This window comes from Tolypothrix sp. PCC 7601 (genome assembly GCF_025677855.1).
Lineage (GTDB): Bacteria > Cyanobacteriota > Cyanobacteriia > Cyanobacteriales > Nostocaceae > Aulosira > Aulosira diplosiphon.
This window is the reverse complement of sequence record NZ_CP064879.1, coordinates 7,387,713-7,407,753: the sequence shown is the minus strand read 5'-3', so window position 1 is coordinate 7,407,753 and position 20,041 is coordinate 7,387,713. Positions and strand designations below refer to the sequence as shown.

Sequence of the window (20,041 nt, the reverse complement as noted above, 5' to 3'; positions counted from 1 at the left end):
TACTAAGCCAACATCAACGCTACTTCCTTGGCAAAATAAGTCAAAATTAAATCAGCACCAGCCCGTTTCATACTGGTTAAAGTCTCTAAAATCACCTTTTTCTCATCAATCCAACCATTTTCAGCCGCAGCTTTAATCATGGCGTACTCACCACTGACGTTATATGCTGCTACAGGCAAGTTCGTATAATCTTTTACGCGCCGAATAATATCTAAATAAGCCAAAGCCGGCTTAACCATAACTATATCTGCACCTTCAGCAATATCTAGTGCTACTTCTTTAATCGCTTCCCGTGCATTTGCTGCATCCATTTGGTAAGTTTTTTTATCCCCAAACTTCGGCGCAGAATCTAATGCATCGCGAAATGGCCCGTAATATGCGGAAGCATATTTTGCAGAATATGCCAAAATCCGCACATCAATATATCCGGCTGCATCTAAAGCCTGGCGAATCGCCCCAACTCTGCCATCCATCATATCGGAAGGAGCTACCATGTCAGACCCAGCCTCAGCTTGGGAAACCGCCATTTTCACTAATACTTCTACTGTGGGATCGTTGAGAATTACACCATGTTCATCGACAATGCCATCATGACCATGTGTAGTAAAAGGGTCAAGAGCTACATCGGTAATTACTAAGATATCTGGCACAGCTTGTTTAATTGCCTTGATAGTGCGCTGTACTAATCCTTCTGGGTTGTAGCTTTCAGTACCAATATCGTCTTTTTTAATTTCTGGGATCACAGGAAATAAAGCGATCGCATTTATCCCCAATTGAGATACTTCGGCAATTTCTTTGAGTAACAAATCTAGAGTATATCGATAACACCCAGGCATGGAAGTGATTTCAATTTTCCGATCCTCTCCTTCCATCACAAACATTGGATAAATCAAGTCATCGACACTAAGAGTAGTTTCTTGCACCATACGGCGTAAAGTTGCAGTGCGACGCAAACGACGCGGACGTTGAACTGGGGTAGTAGGAGCAATATTTTCTGCTGACATGGGATTTGTAGATGATTACCACTAAAATATAATGATAATCGTTTTCATCACTCCTCAATACTTTCCCACAAAAATGGCCATCCTTTGAGCCTATAAATCACATAAACTTCACTCCAGGGCTTTGGCGCACTCCCGTTTAAAATTCAATTGGGATGATTTTGGCGTTTCACAAGTTTGGGCTTGGGAATCGGTTCCGGAATTGGAGTAGTATTTTCCGCAAGTTTTAATTCTGCAACTGCTTGAGCAATTGCTTCTATAGGATTCATATTTGATTTCTGAACTAGACGTAGGGTGTGTTGTCGCGTAGCGCAACGCACCAAAGCTGAGAATACGGTGCGTTACACTTCGTGATAACGCACCCTACACATACTTAGATTTTTCAATAATCAAATCGGATTCCTATACTTGTGTTGCTGTTAAACAGTTGGAACAACTAACGATCATCTGTAACAATGCGGGAATACCTTGGAATACAGGAACTGAACAATTATTTATTCCGATCCATTTAGCAATGGGGAAAACTACGGGAGCGAAAACAAATGCATCAGGAAGGTTAGGAATTAAAGCAGTAATCCATTGCTGAAACATTTTTTGATGGTACATACTTTGAGAAGTCGGGCTATTAGATACCTCTACCCAGTTATTACCTTCCCGTCGTTTCCATTTGTCTTTGTAAGCAGTAAATGAACCTTTCCAAGTTTTTACTTCTACTAAAAAGACACCCTGATCACCGATAATTAAATGGTCTATCTCTGTTAGAGAGCCTAAATTCGTAGGAATTAAAGCATTATTAAATATTACCCATGTATCGGGAAATGATTGCAAAATTAGTGCAACACTCCATTCCCCAATATTACCTTTAAATTTATTTTTTGCCTGATTGAATTCAAACATAAATGAACCTAAGCCACCCAAAAAACCATTTCCTAATGTTTCCTGAATTTCTTGGTGTTTGGCTGATTTTTTAGCATCTATCTTTTTTTTAAATTCCGCCTTCAGCAATGGTGATTAGTGTAGAGTTCTCATAAAATTTGTGGGAATATTTACAAGATTTGCAGTTAGCTAATACCACTTAAAATAATGTTTGCGACAGATAAATTCTTTGTAGGGGCACGGCACCAGTAAGATATTTGAGATACCAAAAGATTGTGGATGCCGTGCCCTTACCCATCTGTCGCGTTCTTTTTTCAAAATGGTATAATAAAAGCGATCGCTGATTCAGTCTCTATCCTTAACCTCTAACTGAAAAATTAAAATATGACTGACTTCGGTTAGATAAAATTTAAGAATTATGCATGAGTTCAGAAAACGCCACTATTATTAAAGTTCCCAAATTACTATGAACTCTCACAAGCACGTCATGGCAAATTAATTGTAAATTATGCCAATTTAGTAGACCGTAAACTTTTGCTAAATCCTTTATTTACCCCATAACGAATAGTTTTAAACTCCACATCATTTGTGCTGGGGTTGTAAAGAGTGTAAATTGCTGTTCCTGGGGTGCGTCCAACATTACCTACACCCACAACTTGACTTGGGGTAATGTTAACCGTTTGCGAAGCAGCGCTACTATCCAGGGTAGTAACACCTGTAGTAATGGAACCTGCTTGTAATTGATATTGAAAAGCTAAACCAGAACGACCGCAAAATAAATTATGAGCTTGCATTCGTGACAATTGGTCGCACATCATAATTGGAGAACTATCTGGTGTTAATTCCTCATCCACAGATACCGTTGTCCCGTGAATTAGCAAACAATCCAGTTCAAAAAAACCAAAATCAAGGTTTCTAATCCATTGCACTGTTTGGCGAGAAACACTATCCCAAAGCATTTTCGCTGTATCTCCGCCATACTTAGCCATCAACTCAGTAGGTTCTCCCGTTCCAGCCAAACCATGCAAAATCAAACATTGTTCCTCCCACCACCCCTTACAAACCATAGGTTCTAACTCACCGCGCCGAGGTTTGCGTACCCGTTCCACCAGTTTTTCCGATTCTGATGTCGGCCCAACTAAATCACCAAGAATATACAAAGCCTCTATCAACCGACTTTGACGCTTAATATCCGCCATCACAGCCTCATAAGCCGCCAAATTACCCTCAATACCACTCAAAATCGCCCATTTCATATAATTTTAGATTTTAAATTTTAGATTTTGGATTTCCAATTGTTGATACCCTCCCAATACAGTTCGGTTAAGGGAGAAAGGGAAAAGGGGAAAAGGATTGAATTGACCCTTACCCTTTTCCCATTACCCTTTTCCCAAATCACGAGAGAGATGCAAAATACTTATCCGAACCGTATTGGATACCCTCCCCCATTACCCATTACCCATTACCCATTCCCCATTAAGTAGTTAAACAAAATTAATTACACAATGTCATTGCGAATGGAGCGGAGCGGAATGAAGCAATCGCAAGGGTTGAGATTGCTTCTCTTCGAGACGCTACGCGTTAAGCGAAGCTATGCCGAAGGCTTTACGCTGCGCTCGTAATGACTGTAATTAATTTTGCGTGGTTACTTACCCATTACCCATTACCCATTACCCATTCCCCATTCCCCCTCTCCCATTCCCCATTCCCCATTCCCCATTCCCCATTCCCCATTCCCCATTACCTCGTACAAACATGAGTCGGATCATCCGCCCGTTCCGCAAATTCCAAACCCTGCGCTAAACGCCAAGCAAAAATTGCAGGTAAGCCTTTTTCAATAATCGCCGCGCAAGTTTTTTGATAATCGTAAGGAACTTCTCGCAACATTACTTCTTGAGTATCCGTGTCATAAATTACATAAGTTGCATTGGGTCGCCCATGTCGTGGTTCCCCCACAGAACCAACATTAATAATTCGTTTTACAGATGTATAAAAACTCCTTTCTTGGGCTTTTACACCTTCAGTTTTGATGCAAACTTTTAAATTACCTGCATCCAAATTCCGAATATAAGGTACATGAGTATGACCACAAAATAGCACATCTGCATTTACAGATAGTACTCTTTCTAAAGCCACAAAAGCATCTATTTCTGGTAATAAATATTCGTGATTACTGTGAGGGCTACCATGCACAAAAGCCAGTTTTTCTTGACGTAAACTGTAGGGAAGTTGGGCAAGAAATTCGCGGTTTTCGGGCTGAATTTCTTTGTTTGTCCACTCATGAGCTAAATGTCCCCGTTTTTCAGCTAACAATGAGGGATAACTGCACTCACAAGCATTTAAGCCTTCAACAATATCTTCATCCCAACAACCAGCACAAGTGGGAATTTCTAAAGAACGAATTTGAGCTACAACTTCATTCGGATAGGGGCCATATCCTACTAAATCACCTAGACAAAAAATTTTGTCAGCTTTGTGTTTATCAATATCTAATAAGACAGCATTTAAAGCTTCAGAATTACCATGAATACATGAGATGACTGCTATTTTCACGCTTCTATTTCCTCTGCCAGCAATTGTTTTGTCTGTTCTTGATAATGCAAAATAGCGGCTTCAGATAAACAGCAATCTTGCAATGTTTTCGCTACATTCACTTCATCTAAGTTTTCTGCAAAAACCTCTATACCACTAAAGCGTTGTGGTCTTCCTTCTAAATAGCGGGGTAAGTTTAATTCCCTAAAATCATCTTTGGAAATACCTGCAACATAATCTGTATACAAATAACGCCCATCAGCAAGATTAAAAATACCTTTTGCACGGGTAACTGCGCCATAAGCATTATGTGTTAATTCGTACCAAAATTCTGCTAAACTACTTTCCTCAACCACTTCACCAGCGCTTGAAGCTCGCCATAGCCTAGGTTGTGACACAGTATTTGGAATATTTACACCTGGTATAATTTCATTCGCCCAATCGTGCCATTCCGAATTTTGCAGGTGTGGGGGTAAGATAGCGATCGCATGGTACTGTAAGTTATCCAAAATTTGGGCTACTGCGCTTAATTCCAAATAAAATCCCAATTCTAAATAAACCGCATCCGCTACTGTAAGTTGGTTTAAAAACTCAACTCTTTCACTATCGCTAAAAACTTTCACAAATGGGAATTCAGCACCTAGGCGCGTTTGGTCAATGGGAACAGCACCTGTACCAGGGCTAAAATACAGTACTTTTTCTTGCTGTTTTAATCTCAACTGCTGCTCAATCCAAGTAGTTTTGCCACAACCCACTGGCCCAGCCACTACAGTAATTATCGGTATCATACCAGAATGATAATCGTTTTTATAGTTTTAAAAAAATCAAGCACTTCTTAAATGGGAAAGCGCCAGACTCCGCTTCACAATTGCCGGAACAATCTTGTCACTGGCCATTCTCGCACCTGACAAATTTCTGGCGGTTGGGCCTACTTGTAAAGCCGCTAACCCACCCATAATAAATAATTCCGAACCAGGAATACGTAAATATTCATCTAACACAGGTAAACCATTAACTATAGGAGTGGGATAAGCTGCCAAAACTTCTTGTAATAATGGCTCAGATGTAGCATCAAATTGAGTGCCAGTAGAAAGCCAAATTCTGTTGTATTCATGCTGGCTACCATCACTACATTTAACTAACCAATTCGTACCCAACCACTCAGCTTTTACAACTTCACAGTTTTCATCAATTTTGAGATTGGCACTACGCACTTGCCGCCGCAGTTGCATCCCCATTGCTGGTGTCATGGAACCCCCATTACGCGCTTGTCTAATTATGGTAAAGCGCTGTTCATAATTCGGTTCTGCAAAAAATCCTTTGAGATATTTGGGCCCTAACCAACCTGGTTCTGCATCAAATAATTTTTCTTGCAATTGTCGGCGCATCATTAAATGGACTTTTGCACCATGCGAAATCGCACCTATTGCTAAATGTCCACTAGTTAAACCGCCACCAATAATTAAGATTTTTTCCCCCATGAAATGCAACTTCCGCAAATCTACGGATTGGGAATGACACAACCTATCTTGGGGATACTCTGACTCAATTTGATTTACCCAGTTCGGGAAGTTTGGTTTAGCGCTACCCGTTGCCAATACTACCCGCCGCGCCATAATCGATTGTCCATCTTGCAACCACAGGCGCAAGCGCGGGCGAATTAAATGGCGCAGAGGTTCAATGCGAATCACGTTTACAGGAACTACTTGCTGTGACAATGAAAAGCGAGTAATTACATCCTGACAAAAATCTTGAAATAGCTGAGTTCCAGGTAAATCATAGGGTGCGAATAACTCACTAGAACGAGATTCAGCAAACTTCCGCAATGCAAAAGGATTGGGGTCAGGATGATGAACGGCGGGGGAACGCAAATGAGGAATTTCTAAAGCTGTAAATTGGTGCTGCCAATTACTCATCCACCTGCCACTGGGGTCAAACACCAAAAACCTACTCCGCATAGTTTGCCGCTTTTGTAGCAAGTGAGTAGCTAGGGTTAAGCCATGAGGGCCAGCACCAATAATTGCTAGGTCTATTGTCTGAGGTATTGATGGTGGAGTATCTTGCATTTGCTCACAAAGATTATGATAATCATTATCATAATAGTTTAAAGCAAATCAACTAATTCCTAGCCCTGATTTCAAGCTAAAAGCTAGCATTGTGCCGAATCAAATTCATAAACTCCTGACGAGTGCGGACATCTTCTGCAAACACTCCCCGCATTGCACTGGTGACAGTCCAAGAACCCGGTTTTTGAACACCGCGCATTACCATACACATATGCGTTGCTTCTAATACCACTGCTACGCCTCGAGGTTTCAGTAAACCTTGCAGTGCATCGGCAATTTGTATAGTCAGGCGTTCCTGAACTTGCAAACGGCGTGCATACATTTCACAAATTCGGGCAATTTTCGATAATCCTATCACCTTGCCATTAGGAATATACGCCACATGAGCGCGACCAATTATCGGTAATATATGGTGTTCGCAGGAACTAAAAATATCGATGTCTCTAACTAACACCATTTCATTGGTATCTTCTGTAAATACTGCCCCATTTAATAATTCATCCAAAGATTCATCATAGCCTTTGGTGATAAATTGCAGGGCTTTAACTACTCTTTTCGGAGTATCTTTTAAACCTTCTCTATCAGGATTTTCTCCTAAGCCGATTAACAAAGTACGTACAGCTTGAATCATGTCTGATTCTGTAACATGAGGTAATTGTTGATTGGGTAAAGCGGTAGCAGAAATTAGTTGTGGAGGAATTGAGAGAGTCATAGGTAATAAGTTGATGAATGGGCTGGTAAAGTATTAGTCAAAAAAGAGGACAAGGGTCAGGGGAAAAGACTTTATCAATACAGCGTATTTCAAGTAATTTAGTTAAGCGGGTAGGGGCAAGGCACTGTACGTGTCAACTTAAGCTAAAAGCGATATAGGGCGGGCGTTGTACAAATACCTCGCGCCCTCATCCCCTAACCCCTTCTCCCGCAGGAGAAGGGGAACTAAATCTCTTGCTCCCTTCTCCCTGCGGGAGAGGGGCTGGGGGTGAGGGCAAAAACCTTGCTACAAAGCGGGTTTCACGTTAAGTTGACACCAATGGGCACTGCCTTGCCCTTACAATTATCTGTACCTCACCAACTTGCAATCTGCTGTAATTTTCAAGGCTTCATACATGAGAAAATAGAAATTAAATGCTCAATAACTCATCTTTTTGACCTATTCTGTAATTTAGTAAAAAGTTTTTCTCATACTAAACATTCATTCAGGAGTGAGGTAACTTCTTTAGTATCTAGATTTCTACCAATTACAACTAACTGATTTTTTGGTGTAGAAAGCCATTCATCTGCATCTAATTGATAACGTGCCCCACTCAGTTGAAAAATATGTCTTAATTCACTTTCGCTGAACCACAGTATACCTTTAGCGCGAAAGACATTTGTAGGTAATTTATCAGCAAGAAAGGTTTGAAACTTACTCACATCAAAAGGGCGATCGCTCTGAAATGATATCGCTATAAATCCATCATTTTCTAAATGATGAGAGTGATGTTGATGCTCGTGGTGGTGGTCATGATGGTCATGATGATGCTCATGATTATCTGCTCCTAGTTTTGAGGTATACTCATCTACTGGAGTTAGTTCTACATCTAAAATTAAAGGTAAAGCTACTTCACCAAATCTCGTGTTAATAATTCTAGCTTCGGGTTTAACATCCTGAATATAAGCTTCTAATTCTGCTAGCTTTTGTGTGGTTGTCAGGTCAGTTTTATTCAACAGAACTACATCTGCATAGGTGATTTGTTGTAGTGCAGCATCGCTTTCATAATGCTCAGGCGTAAACGCTTCAGAATCCACTACGGTGATAATAGAATCTACTTTTGTTAAATCTCTAAGTTCTGTACCCAGAAAGGTCAGAATAATTGGCAGTGGGTCGGCAATACCAGTAGTTTCAATTACTAGATGGTCGATGCGCTCTTCTTTTTCTAAAACGCGATAAACAGCATCAACTAAGCCATCATTAATAGTACAACAAATACAGCCGTTACTCAGTTCTACCATATCTTCATCCATAGATACGAGTAGCTGACTGTCAATATTAATATCGCCAAATTCGTTAACCAAAACGGCAACTTTTAAGTCATGCTTATTCTTGAGAATTTGGTTGAGGAGAGTTGTTTTCCCACTCCCTAAAAATCCTGTAATGATTGTGACTGGCATTCCCCGTTTAGGAATATCAAGTAATCCATCGTTCGTTGCTGGCTTTGGGGCTGTGGTAGTCATAAATTCTAAGCTGATGCCAGAGATAAAATGATAACGATTCTCATTCTACCTAAAAAGTCACAATATGCAAGTCTTGGGAAAGGCAAAAAAGCTAAAAACCTTTACCCATTTCCCCTTCCCCATTCCCCTTATTTCTCCAGACGCTTATCCAGGCTTACCCTCAGAGTGATGGCTGCGATTGTCCCAAGGGGAGAAGCTTGATGATCGCATTTTTGATTAGATTAGCAATAGGCTATATTTAGGGACGATTATGACTTCTGCTGTTAAAAATTTAGTGCTAGTTGCTGGTGCTACAGGTGGAGTAGGGCAACTAGTAGTAGGTGAACTATTAGAGAAAGGCTTATCAGTTCGTGTGCTGACACGCAATGCAGAAAAAGCCCGAAAAATGTTTAATAATCAAGTGGAAATTGCTGTGGGCGATATCCGCGATGCAGCAACGCTACCAGATGCGGTGCAGAATGTTACCCATATCATCTGTAGTAGCGGTACTACAGCCTTTCCTTCTAAGAGATGGGATATTGACCCTGAACCTAATTTGCTGGAATGGGTGCAGTTGCTTACTGACCGCAAACATCTAGAAGCTAGGGCAAATAATAGTCCGCTAAAGGTTGATGCAATTGGTGTTAGCAACTTAGTAGCAGCAGCACCGCGCAATCTGCAGCGATTTGTTTTTACTTCTTCTTGTGGTATTTTGCGTAAAAATCAGTTTCCTTTTAATGTCCTCAATGCGTTTGGCATACTAGATGCCAAACAAAAAGGTGAAGAAGCAATCATTAATTCTGGGTTACCTTACACTATCATTCGTCCCGGACGCTTAATTGATGGCCCCTATACCTCATACGACCTCAACACTCTTTTGCAAGCAAAAACAGAGGGTAAATTGGGTGTAGTCATCGGTCAAGGCGATAAGCTGGCGGGTGATGCTAGCCGAATTGATGTGGCTAAAGCTTGTGTCGAAAGCATTTTTTACCCAACGACTGAAGGAAAGGTGTTTGAGTTAGCAAATCAGGGACAAAGACCGCCTGTGATTGACTGGGAAAAGCTTTTCTCTCAGCTCAGCTGATGAATCGAGTAAGTTTTAATGTTGCAATGTCTGCGACAGGCTTGTCTATGCATGTGTTATGAGGAAAAGGCTCGGCATTGTGCCAAGCCTCTTTATATCCTGGTGCTTAAACAGACATCCCAGACTACTGTATGCTGAAATTTAATCGGATTCATCTTCCCGGAGGCTGTATTTCAATATCCTCAAGGCTGAGATGGCTGGAGCAACATGACTTAATTAGTAGAATCTTGAAAATATCCACAATGCTTACAATAGGGTAAATGCTTGTAAGTTAAGTTGTGGCAATTTTGACATTCAACATATTGATAATAACCACAATGCGGACAGTGGCTATCTTGATGGCGAATTTTTTTGGCACATTTAACGCAGCGTGATTTTTGGACTCTATTAGCTGCTTGTAATTTGGCATTAAAAACAACTTGTTGAAAGAACTTAATAATTCCAAAACCAATCAGGGGAATTAGCAAGATATAAACGTAACTGATGAGGAAAAGTAGACCACCGAAAATGGCGCTAATAATATCGAAGAGGAATTGGAAGAGTACACCGACTTGCAGAAATTCAAATATTTTCAGGATGAGTGGGATAAAAAAGATGACTAGTAAATGCCAACTAATGAGCGCAACTAGTCCATATCTGCGATGTTGAGCAAAGTTGTGAACTGAGAAAGCAATGAGAATCAGGGGTATGAGAAATAAGGATTGGAAACCAAGTTGAATGCTAGGATACCAAAATGATGCTTGCTTATAGCCTTTTTCTACTTCACTAAATTTATTTTCATCTTTCAGAAAAGTTAGCAAATTAGTGCTTTCTGGTTTGGATAGTAGCCCATCTTTTAAAGTAGATATTTCATTTTTGAGCGTAGAAATTTGACGGTTATTCTGCTCTAAAGTTAGTTTGGCTTTTTCCGCGCCAACTTGATTAATTGATTGTTCACGTGGCTGTCCGGCAATTTTTTCTAAAAGCGTTGAGTCATATTGAGTGCGAATTGTCCGATTGCTTTGTTCTAGCCTACTGATATTAGCTTGTTTCTGGTCTATGCTTTTAATAGTTTGCTGATTTTCAGCATTTTTAACTTTATCTTTGGTGTCAGCATACTGCAAGCAAGTTGCAGAAACTTTACCTAAATGTCCAGTTTCAGCTTGTTGATAGCTTTGCTGAAAACTAGGCTGATTGATGTTATGTGGTAATGCTAGTCTGACAATTTCATAATCTTTATCTTTACTGGTTTGTGTCCGGTAATTTTGCCATTCTGAATAACAGGGATAAGTCTGAGAGGGGCTGAGATGCCATCTGCTAATATCATCCAGTCCTGTAAATACATTGATTAATATAAAAATATCAATCACAATAATTACTATCAAACTGACTTTATTAAGAGGTTCGTTGTTGATTGTCCAGGATGTATTAAAAAATTGGTTTAAAAGACGGCGGATTCTCGCAAGCATATTACTATTTAATAATTAGAAGTTGAGATTCAGTTGATTTTAATTGATAGTGAGCTAAATATGAATGTAAATGACATGATCAATATAAAATAATTAATTATTTGTTACATAATAATTTTGCTTTCTAATATCAATTCAAATAATGTTTGCGACACATCAATATATTCTAGAGGTCAAGGCAGTGCCTTGCCCCTACTAAGTAACCACGCAAAATTAATTACAGTCATTGCGAGCGCAGCGTAAAGCCTTCGGCATAGCTTCGCTTAACGCGTAGCGTCTCGAAGAGAAGCAATCTCAACCCTTGCGATTGCTTCATTCCGCTCCGCTCCATTCGCAATGACATTTTGTAATTAATTTTGTTTAACTACTTATCTGGCGAATTCTTTTTTCAAATTGGTATAAATTTTTCCACCAGTTACAAAAAATAAAATGCCTTGATTCATTATTTATGTATCGCCAAATTTATTGGTATTAGTATGAGATTTTGGAGAAATAAAGAGTAATAAATTAATAACTTTAATGGTGCGTTGCGCTGCGCGACAACGCACCCTACAAAATCTACTTAAGTATTATTTATGGGTATTGACTTCTTGTGGCAAAGTTTGCCAGCCATACCAGTGTTGTACTGCTAGCCAAACTGCGGAGAGTAAAGCAGCTAGGCTGAGAGTAAGTCCGCTAAATGGTACTAACAATCCAAATACGGGTATGACCGCACCCGCTAGAGTGCAAATAATAGCGGCTAAAGCAGCACGACGATTTGACCCTAATCCCCACATTAAACTTAAAAAGACAAGGGAAATCATTGTCCATACTAATGGAGGATTAATTAACCTGCCTAAATAGGTTAAAGTCAATAGACAAGCAAAGAAAATTCCGCCTGCGATCGCCACATTTTTGAGATGCATGGGTAGCGATAAATATAGTAATAATATCCACCACAAAAATATGGCTGGTGCTAACAGTAATAACCGGGGAATAATGCCAGTATTGCGAACAGGTGCAGTGTTAGTAAACACACCAAAAGGATTTTTGACGGAAACATTTTCATCAAATGCCCAAGTAAACTGGGTGTTATCTCCCTCAACTTTGGTATTGCTAGGTATCACACCACTAGCAAACTCAACTGGGCTAAAGTTTGCAATTGTGGTGAGGCGGAATTTAGAAAGCAACTGTCCAGTGGCGTTATAAACCCAACGCGGCCCGCCTTGGGCTTTATAGCTAACTTTAAAGGTAGTTTCTGCGCCTGGTTCTAAGCGGAAGGGAAAGCCATAATCACCAGGATTAGTTTGTGTTAACCGAGTACTATCTCGTTCTACTTTGTAAGCATCTAGTAGCGAATAACCATCAGGTGGTGGTGCTTCAAAAAAGAAACTATTAATCTTGGAAAGCTTATTAATAACTTTGTATTCAGCAGTGTAATCTACCAAATAAATAACGCTGCGTCCGTTAACATCTACGCTTTGCTTTAGCTTTACCTGAATTTGCGATCCAGCTAGTGCTAAATAACGATTTACTTTTTGCGTATCATTTACTTTAACTACTTTGTCTTTAACTTGAGTTGTGTAGGTGTATGGTTCTTCAGCAATGTAGCGGACTTGAGGTGCAGTTTGTTCTAGCTTATCACCAGCGACGCTTTCAGCTACTTGAGCTACTCTCGCTTGTTCCCAATGATGGTAGCGATTGCTTAAGGTTGTACATAGAAAAAACCCGACAACTACTAAAACTAAAATTAAAGCTAAATGCTGTAGACCCTTTAACAGTTGAGAATAGCGAATCGACCATTCGCCAAAGAAAACCGATTGTTCTAGAGAACTTCGCCGCAAAGAAACACTAACTAGTGCGATCGCAATTCCTAAAGCTATAACTAAAAATACAAATAACAGTGAACCTTTAAGTGCTTGGGTGCCAAATTGCACCAACTCATGAGGATGTGTTAAATCAGGTAATCCGGGAATACCTTGAGCAGCAGGATTCATGGAGGGATATTTGGATACTGTGAATCAGCAGACCGATGTATCCTAACAAAAGTTTCTGCTACTTCATCAAAATATTCACAGAAAAAACCGAATTTATCACTAAAAATCAAGGTAATTCTGGAATTCCAGAATTACCCTAACTGTTGTGAATATAAATCACTAAGTGTAACTTTGCGTAAAATAGCAAGCTGCCATTTTGGGTGGTTTTCTCTATGGGAATGAAAAGTGTTCTCTCTCACATAATCGACCTTTTCAATTTCTACATACTTCTAAAACTCCCAGCGCTAAAACGCTGACTACCAGTGCAGTAAACAATGATTTGAATGCAAAATCGATAATTTTATGAACCCCTCGGTACTGGCTTTAAAAATAGCCATGCTACAAAGAATGTAGCAGCTGTAAATAGTTGCGTTAAATCCAATGCAGATAAATAACCATCTGCAAATGAAGCAATGCTGCGATCTGTAATCCCAAACAGCCAAGATGAAAGGCCAAACAGCCAAATTCCATTCTTGAGATATCCCAGAACATCTTTAGAGTCGGATGGTTTCTGGTCGTTCATTGTCTTCTACTCCGTTGGTGAAGAATTGAGTGATTGATACAAAATCACGTTCAGAGATTTTTCACTCTTAACGGTGAAATCTATATTCTATATTAATAAATATTTCAGGATATTGACTAAACTGCCAAAAGATACATATACATTCCCTGACATTCTACCTTTTGATTTGTTACTCAGTAGTATTTTTACTAGAGCCATATATAGGCTAAATGGTTTTTTCGCTTTACAACTCTTTTCCAGTAAAAGATTATGTCTAATACACCTTAAATATAGGCAAGTGTTTACAATGAATAGCAGAGTATAAATTAATTTAGTATTTCCATTGATGTATTAACTACATCTGCCATCTGCTTAAACCTACAAATATGAGTAACTCAATAGGCTTCGTTTTACTGACTCACACGAAACCTCAGCAGATTTATCAACTAATAGCGAAGTTAAACAGGATCATCAAAGGCGGCGGGAAACCCACTCCTTCAAGAGGTGGGAGGGATAGCCCACCGTTAATTGTTCAAAGTCAACAGTTAACAGTCAACCGTCAACCGTCAACGTGAAATCCCATCCCCTTTTAGGGGTGGGATGAGCTTAACTAGTCGTGTAACATTAAATGCATTGCTTGCCAAATGGAACAGAGAACAAAAATCATGTGTGTAAATAATTCTGTTTAGGCACTTATGTAGTTCCCATTACCCATTACCCATTACCCAATCCCCAATTCCCTATCGTCTAATACCTGAGCAATCTGCCAAAATTGCTATATTCCTAGCTCAGTTTTTAGTAGTCCTCTTGCAAAAGATACTTTTGTAAACAGTGGGGATAAGGTAAAGGTTAAGGAGAAAGGGAAATTCCATTCCTTTGATTCTTCCTGCTTCCTGTTGATCCAACTTCTACATGAAGTTACACTACCAATTCGATTGAGCAGGAGTACTAACCTTTTTCAGGTGGACTCAGTATGTCCCTCTACCCACAAATAAAACAATTTCTACTCGGTAAATCATTACCAACCAGCGCACATAGTGAAGAGCGATTGAGTAATGCGGCGGCTTTAGCAGTTCTTTCTTCGGATGCGCTCTCCTCTGTGGCTTATGCAACAGAAGAAATCCTGTTAGTTTTAGTCGCAGCGGGAAGCGGCGCACTTGGTTTGTCTCTACCGATTGCGATCGCAATTATTCTCCTGCTGTGTATAGTTGTACTATCTTATCGGCAAACTATTCGCGCTTATCCTCAAGGTGGTGGTTCCTATATTGTTGCTAGAGAAAACTTGGGTCTTTATCCCGGTCTAGTAGCAGGGGGTTCACTGATGATTGACTATATATTGACAGTCACCGTCAGTATATCTGCGGGTACAGCCGCTCTCACATCAGCCGTTCCAGCGCTTAGGCCTTTCACTGTCAGTTTGTGCTTAATTTTCATTTTTCTGTTGACGCTGGCAAATCTTAGAGGTGTAAAGGAATCAGGCAGAATATTTATGATTCCTACCTATGGATTTATTGTGAGTATTTTTGTGCTGATTGCAATTGGCTTGTTCAAGCAAGTTACAGGACAAGCGATCGCAGAATATCCTCCCATTCCTGTGCAAGAAGGACTGAGCTTGTTCTTTATTTTGCGAGCATTTTCGGCTGGATGTACAGCACTCACAGGAGTAGAAGCAATTTCTGATGGTGTCTTAGCATTTAAGGAACCTGAGTGGAAAAACGCCCGCATCACCTTGCTTTATTTGGGTGGTATTCTTGGCTTGATGTTTATTGGGATCACATATTTATCAAATGTGTACCATGTTGTACCAGAAGAGGGACAAACAGTAGTATCTCTTTTAGGTAGGGAGATTTTGGGGAATAATGCATTTTATTATTTTGTGCAAATTGTCACCTTGCTAGTTTTACTATTAGCAGCAAATACCAGTTACGCAGATTTCCCTAGACTGTGTTACTTCTTGGCACGAGATGGCTTCTTACCCCGACAATTAGCCTTATTAGGCGATCGCTTAGTCTACTCTAACGGGATTATTCTCCTCAGCTTGTGTGCAGGAATTTTAGTAATTATCTTCAAAGGACAAGTTAACGCCGTTATTCCCTTATATGCGGTGGGTGTATTTACTTCCTTTACCTTATCGCAAGCTGGGATGGTGCGTCATTGGTTCCAATCGCGGGAACCGAATTGGCGTGCTAGTGCTTTCATGAATGGGTTAGGTGCGATCGCAACATTGGTGGTGCTAATAGTTATTGTTTCTACAAAGTTTCTTTTAGGCGCTTGGTTAGTTGTAGTAGCTATTCCTGTAGTAGTCGCGCTATTTTCTAGCATTCACCGTCACTATCAATACGTAGCCGAACGCCTGAGCATTCAAGGAATCGCACCTCGCAGTTATATTCCTCGCCCAAAACCAGAAGTAGTTACTCACCCAGCTGTAGTTGTGGTAGGACATCTAAATCGCGGGACAGTAGAAGCCTTAGATTATGCACGCACCATTGCAGATGAAATTGTCGCAGTCCATGTAGATATTAACGGTTCTACAGACCGCGAGAAACTGCAAGAAAAATGGCGACAATTAGAGTCAGATATTCCTTTAGAAATTATCGACTCCCCCTACCGTTCTGTAATTACTCCCATTGTCGATTTTGTGGCTCAGTTTGAAGAACGCCATCCCGATGTTTTCACTACAATTGTTATTCCTGCTTTTGTAACTCGCAACTGGTGGGATAGCATTTTGCATAACCAAACAACCCTGTTCTTAAAAACTGCTTTAAGAGCTAAAAAAAGTCGCGTTATCTCTACTGTTAGGTATTACCTATAAGTACATATAGTGCAGATAAAGCTACAAACCAAATCAGCTAACAACTAGATCAGCATAATTGTGAGTTGCATGAGTATTGGGTATTTATTTGATTTTAAATAAAGTAATGAGTCAGATATAATCCAACTTTTTGCACTCACACCATTATTCTGAATTAATTAATTACAATATCGTTAGAAAACCATCGCTAATACAATAAATTTAAATATTTAATTAGATCGTACAGTGAATTATAAATATTTACGCTTTGGTTATTGGTAATTTTCCAGAAAAATTGTTGTGAATTTGATATTAATTCTATGGAAATTGGCAAGTTATCGTGACTTTGAACAATTTGAAATCCTGCACGTTTTAAAGCACGTATCGTCCATAGCGAGGCGATATCCTCACCGATGAAATTAATATTTCCTTTGTTGTGTGTATGTAAATGAAACTCACCAGAAAAGATATCAAATTCCACACCTTCACTGCGGAAAGTATTAGCAAAAGCACCATTTAACACCAAATCTTCTGGTGCGCCAACCTGTAAAATTCCCTCATATGTTAATAACCAAACTTGATCAGCCAGCCGCAAAGCTAAATCTAAATCATGGGTAGAAAGTAAAATTGCTTGCTGAGTTTCTCGTGCTAACTGACGCAACAATTGCATAATTTCTACCCGTCGAGGTAAATCTAAAAAAGCCGTCGGTTCATCCAATAACATCACCATCGGCGACTGCGCCAAAGCACGCGCAATCATAATTTTTTGACGTTCACCGTCACTCAGTTCGCTAACTTGACGCGCCGCTAAATGTAACGCACCTACAGATTTTATCGCCCAATGGATAATCGCCTCATCTTCAGGCGTTAACCTTCCCCACCAGTCTGTATAAGGATGTCGTCCCAAACTCACCAGAGTATAAGCCGATAACATACCCACATCCACCCTTTCCGTCAGCACCAAACTCAACCGCTTGGCTAAATCCTGCGGTGCTAACTTATACATATCATCACCCAAAAGCCGCACCTCCCCCGCTAGAGGTGGTTGCATTCCGGCGAGCGATCGCAGTAAGGTAGACTTACCCGCACCATTCGGCCCCAATAAACACACCAATTCCCCAGCTTCCAGACACACAGAAATATCCCTCGCCACACACCGCACATTTTTGCGCGATATTTGATAACCGATATTCAGATTATGAGTAGTTAAAATCGCATTATTCATGATGGAAAGGATTTTTGGGAATTACGTCGCAGAATTACCCAAGTGACAACCGGAGTTCCAATCAAAGCCGTAATCGCATTTAAAGGTAAAACCATCTGACTTACCCAAAGTTGGGAAAATAAATCAGCCACCAAAGCCAAGATTCCCCCCATAATCATCACACCAGGGATTAAAATTCGATGGTCAGAACTCATAAACAGACTGCGACACAGATGAGGAATAGCCACACCCAAAAATGCGATCGGCCCGCAAAAAGCCGTAATTCCACCAGCTAAAATAGAAGCACTACTAATAATAGAAAACCTAGCTTTCTCCACCGTTAAACCCACACTCCGCGCATAAGCTTCCCCCAACAACAGCGCATTCAAAGATTTCGATTGCAATACCGCTACCAATAAACTACAAACTATCACTGGAATTAACACAATTAACTGTTTCCAAGTCACTCCAGCGAAGCTACCAAAAGTCCACATAATATAACTTTGAATCCGTTCTTTAGAGCTAAATTGCAATAAAATACTTACAATTGCACTCGTAGCATAACCAAACAATAAACCCAAAATTAGCAGCGTCATCGTCTCTTGTACTCGACGCGCCACCACTAACATTAAACCCAAAACCGCAGCCGCACCCAGACTAGCAGCTATCACCAACCCAAAATCAGTAATGATTCCCAAATCATTTAATAAAGTTGGTGTAGTTAAACTCGCAGTTAACACCACCAAAGCTACACCCAAACTTGCACCAGAACTAATTCCTAACACAAAAGGCCCCGCCAAGGGATTTTTAAACAAAGTTTGCATTTGCAAACCACTCACACCCAAAGCCGCACCAGCTAAAGTTGCAGTCAACGCTTTCGGAAGTCTAAATTTCAGAATAATATTTGCCCAAGTCGCTTTTTCAGGTTCTTGTCCCAGTAAAATATTGATAACTTCTTGAATCGGAATCGAGACAGAACCTAAAGCCAAATCTAGTAAAAATACCAAAATCAACCCGATAATTAACAGCGAAAATACTAAAGTTCTGATAGAAGTAGATTTAAAAATTATTAATAAATTAGACGGCAAATATTTAAGTAACATTATTTGCTAAATTTCCGATAATAAAACAATTGATGATTCGGTAATATTTCTGGATGCAGGATTTTAATTAAATCTGCCAGCACAATATCAGGGTTACTAATTCCCCCTTCCCAGTAATCATTACCACCATTCGCATTCACACGCCCATTGTTATTATAAAGATTGCCTGTTTTCACCGCTTGAAAATCAGCATAGCGGTTATCATCTGCGATTAAATCCTTGGCACTTTGCCAAGCTTGGCTAAAATTCAACCAATAATCAGCATTAGCTGCGCGTTCTAAAACCACTTCAAAAGAAAGCGGTAAACTACCATTAGATTTATCATCACTCCACAGATAATTTCCTCCAGCATCGGCCAGATATTTCGCTACATAACTATTACCAGCCGGCATAAACCAAGTACCTTTAAAGTTAAAGCCAACAAAGACACTCGGACGGTTTTTCACAGATTGAGCTTTTGCAGCTATTTGTGTATATCTACTCGCAATTTCATTAAATATCTTTTCTGCTTTGGCTTCTTGATTAAAAAACAAAGCGGTAAATTTTAACCATTCACTTCTCCCTAAAGGTGTATCTTCCATATACTCAGCATTTATTCCCACCTTTAACCCCGCTTCTGTGAGTTTGCCATAACTATCAGTTTGGGAATTTCCTGTACCGAAGGTTGTTACTAAGTCGGGATTTAAGGCTAATAATTTTTCGATATCTACATTGGAATTATTGCCGACTTGGGTAATATTTCCCGCTTTAATTCTCTCAACAACCTCAGGCGTATTGACTTGTTTAATATTACTCACTCCAATTAATTTATCAACTACATCTAATTTAGCTAAGTGGGGTAAATGTGTAGTTGATAAAGAAACTATAGAGTTAATGGGAACTGTAATTACTTGCGCTTGCTTAAATCCTTGGGGTGTGGGAGTTCCGCATTGGACTAAAACATATTGAAATTGAGTTTTAGCATTTTGCCAAGGGTTTTTAATGGTGACCACTTTGTAATTATTATGATATTCTACCGCCAAACCTCTGGCGTGGGTGATTTTGATTTTATTGGGAAAGTAATCTTGGTTAGGGTTATAGTTGGGGGTGCAGGTGTTAGTTGATGTGTGAATTGTGGTGTGATGACAGGCGATGATGAGGGTGGCTATGAGGCATAGTTGACAGAGGAAAATGATTGATTTTTGGTGAGGGAGTTTTATCATTTTTATCTCACGCAGAGGCGCAGA

General features: G+C 39.9%; 17 protein-coding genes. 2 read left to right on the top strand and 15 right to left on the bottom strand.

The features are described from left to right. Positions 1-2 precede the first annotated feature (2 nt). From hemB to HG267_RS30020, 9 genes are all read right to left on the bottom strand, one after another. Positions 3-1,004: a porphobilinogen synthase gene (gene hemB, locus HG267_RS30060; RefSeq protein WP_045871311.1), complete on the bottom strand. Its 1,002-nt coding sequence runs from the start codon at positions 1,002-1,004 to the stop codon at positions 3-5. A gap of 143 nt (positions 1,005-1,147) precedes the next feature. Then, entirely contained in the window at positions 1,148-1,270 is a 123-nt protein-coding gene (locus HG267_RS30055; RefSeq protein WP_255325239.1) for a hypothetical protein, read from the bottom strand. Positions 1,271-1,403: 133 nt separating this feature from the next. Beyond that, the gene (locus HG267_RS30050; protein WP_052335238.1) at positions 1,404-2,006 is read right to left on the bottom strand and encodes a nuclease-related domain-containing protein; all 603 of its coding nucleotides are present in this window, start codon (positions 2,004-2,006) and stop codon (positions 1,404-1,406) included. 377 nt (positions 2,007-2,383) lie between these two features. Continuing rightward, entirely contained in the window at positions 2,384-3,133 is a 750-nt protein-coding gene (locus tag HG267_RS30045; protein WP_045871310.1) for a metallophosphatase, read from the bottom strand. Positions 3,134-3,617: 484 nt separating this feature from the next. Then, positions 3,618-4,430, bottom strand: a complete 813-nt coding sequence (locus tag HG267_RS30040) for a metallophosphoesterase family protein (RefSeq protein ID WP_045871309.1) — start codon at positions 4,428-4,430, stop codon at positions 3,618-3,620. Beyond that, a complete protein-coding gene (locus tag HG267_RS30035; RefSeq protein ID WP_045871308.1) occupies positions 4,427-5,197 on the bottom strand; it encodes a GTPase G3E family protein in 771 nt (256 codons plus the stop codon). Before HG267_RS30035 ends, HG267_RS30040 begins: the two co-directional genes overlap by 4 nt. A 36-nt stretch (positions 5,198-5,233) precedes the next feature. After that, positions 5,234-6,475 (bottom strand): FAD-dependent oxidoreductase, encoded by a 1,242-nt coding sequence (locus HG267_RS30030; RefSeq protein WP_045871307.1) that lies wholly within the window; start codon positions 6,473-6,475, stop codon positions 5,234-5,236. A 76-nt stretch (positions 6,476-6,551) separates the two neighbouring features. Then, positions 6,552-7,187: a GTP cyclohydrolase I FolE gene (folE, locus tag HG267_RS30025; RefSeq protein ID WP_045871306.1), complete on the bottom strand. Its 636-nt coding sequence runs from the start codon at positions 7,185-7,187 to the stop codon at positions 6,552-6,554. Positions 7,188-7,654: 467 nt separating this feature from the next. Then, entirely contained in the window at positions 7,655-8,689 is a 1,035-nt protein-coding gene (locus tag HG267_RS30020; RefSeq protein ID WP_045871305.1) for a CobW family GTP-binding protein, read from the bottom strand. A gap of 250 nt (positions 8,690-8,939) precedes the next feature. Here HG267_RS30020 and HG267_RS30015 point away from each other — a divergent pair, with 250 nt between their 5' ends. Next, positions 8,940-9,752 (top strand): SDR family oxidoreductase, encoded by an 813-nt coding sequence (locus HG267_RS30015; protein ID WP_045871304.1) that lies wholly within the window; start codon positions 8,940-8,942, stop codon positions 9,750-9,752. Positions 9,753-9,964: 212 nt separating this feature from the next. Here HG267_RS30015 and HG267_RS30010 read toward each other — a convergent pair whose 3' ends face one another. The 3 genes from HG267_RS30010 to HG267_RS30000 form a co-directional block, all read right to left on the bottom strand. Then, the gene (locus HG267_RS30010; RefSeq protein ID WP_045871303.1) at positions 9,965-11,200 is read right to left on the bottom strand and encodes a membrane protein; all 1,236 of its coding nucleotides are present in this window, start codon (positions 11,198-11,200) and stop codon (positions 9,965-9,967) included. 569 nt (positions 11,201-11,769) lie between these two features. Then, the gene (locus HG267_RS30005; RefSeq protein ID WP_045871302.1) at positions 11,770-13,176 is read right to left on the bottom strand and encodes a DUF456 domain-containing protein; all 1,407 of its coding nucleotides are present in this window, start codon (positions 13,174-13,176) and stop codon (positions 11,770-11,772) included. Positions 13,177-13,516: 340 nt separating this feature from the next. Beyond that, on the bottom strand, positions 13,517-13,738 hold the full coding sequence (locus HG267_RS30000; RefSeq protein WP_045871301.1) for a hypothetical protein: 222 nt from the start codon (positions 13,736-13,738) through the stop codon (positions 13,517-13,519). Positions 13,739-14,690: 952 nt separating this feature from the next. Here HG267_RS30000 and HG267_RS29995 point away from each other — a divergent pair. After that, positions 14,691-16,529 (top strand): APC family permease, encoded by a 1,839-nt coding sequence (locus HG267_RS29995; RefSeq protein WP_045871300.1) that lies wholly within the window; start codon positions 14,691-14,693, stop codon positions 16,527-16,529. A gap of 187 nt (positions 16,530-16,716) precedes the next feature. Here the strand turns inward: HG267_RS29995 and HG267_RS29990 are convergent, their stop codons facing one another. The 3 genes from HG267_RS29990 to HG267_RS29980 are packed head-to-tail and all read right to left on the bottom strand — an operon-like array spanning position 16,717 to position 20,017. Then, a complete protein-coding gene (locus HG267_RS29990) occupies positions 16,717-17,733 on the bottom strand; it encodes an ABC transporter ATP-binding protein (RefSeq protein WP_045871299.1) in 1,017 nt (338 codons plus the stop codon). Then, positions 17,730-18,815, bottom strand: coding sequence for a FecCD family ABC transporter permease (locus HG267_RS29985; protein ID WP_096621785.1), 1,086 nt, complete (start codon positions 18,813-18,815; stop codon positions 17,730-17,732). The genes HG267_RS29990 and HG267_RS29985 overlap by 4 nt, the downstream gene beginning before the upstream one ends. Beyond that, positions 18,815-20,017, bottom strand: a complete 1,203-nt coding sequence (locus HG267_RS29980; protein ID WP_096621788.1) for an ABC transporter substrate-binding protein — start codon at positions 20,015-20,017, stop codon at positions 18,815-18,817. Before HG267_RS29980 ends, HG267_RS29985 begins: the two co-directional genes overlap by 1 nt. Positions 20,018-20,041 lie beyond the last annotated feature (24 nt).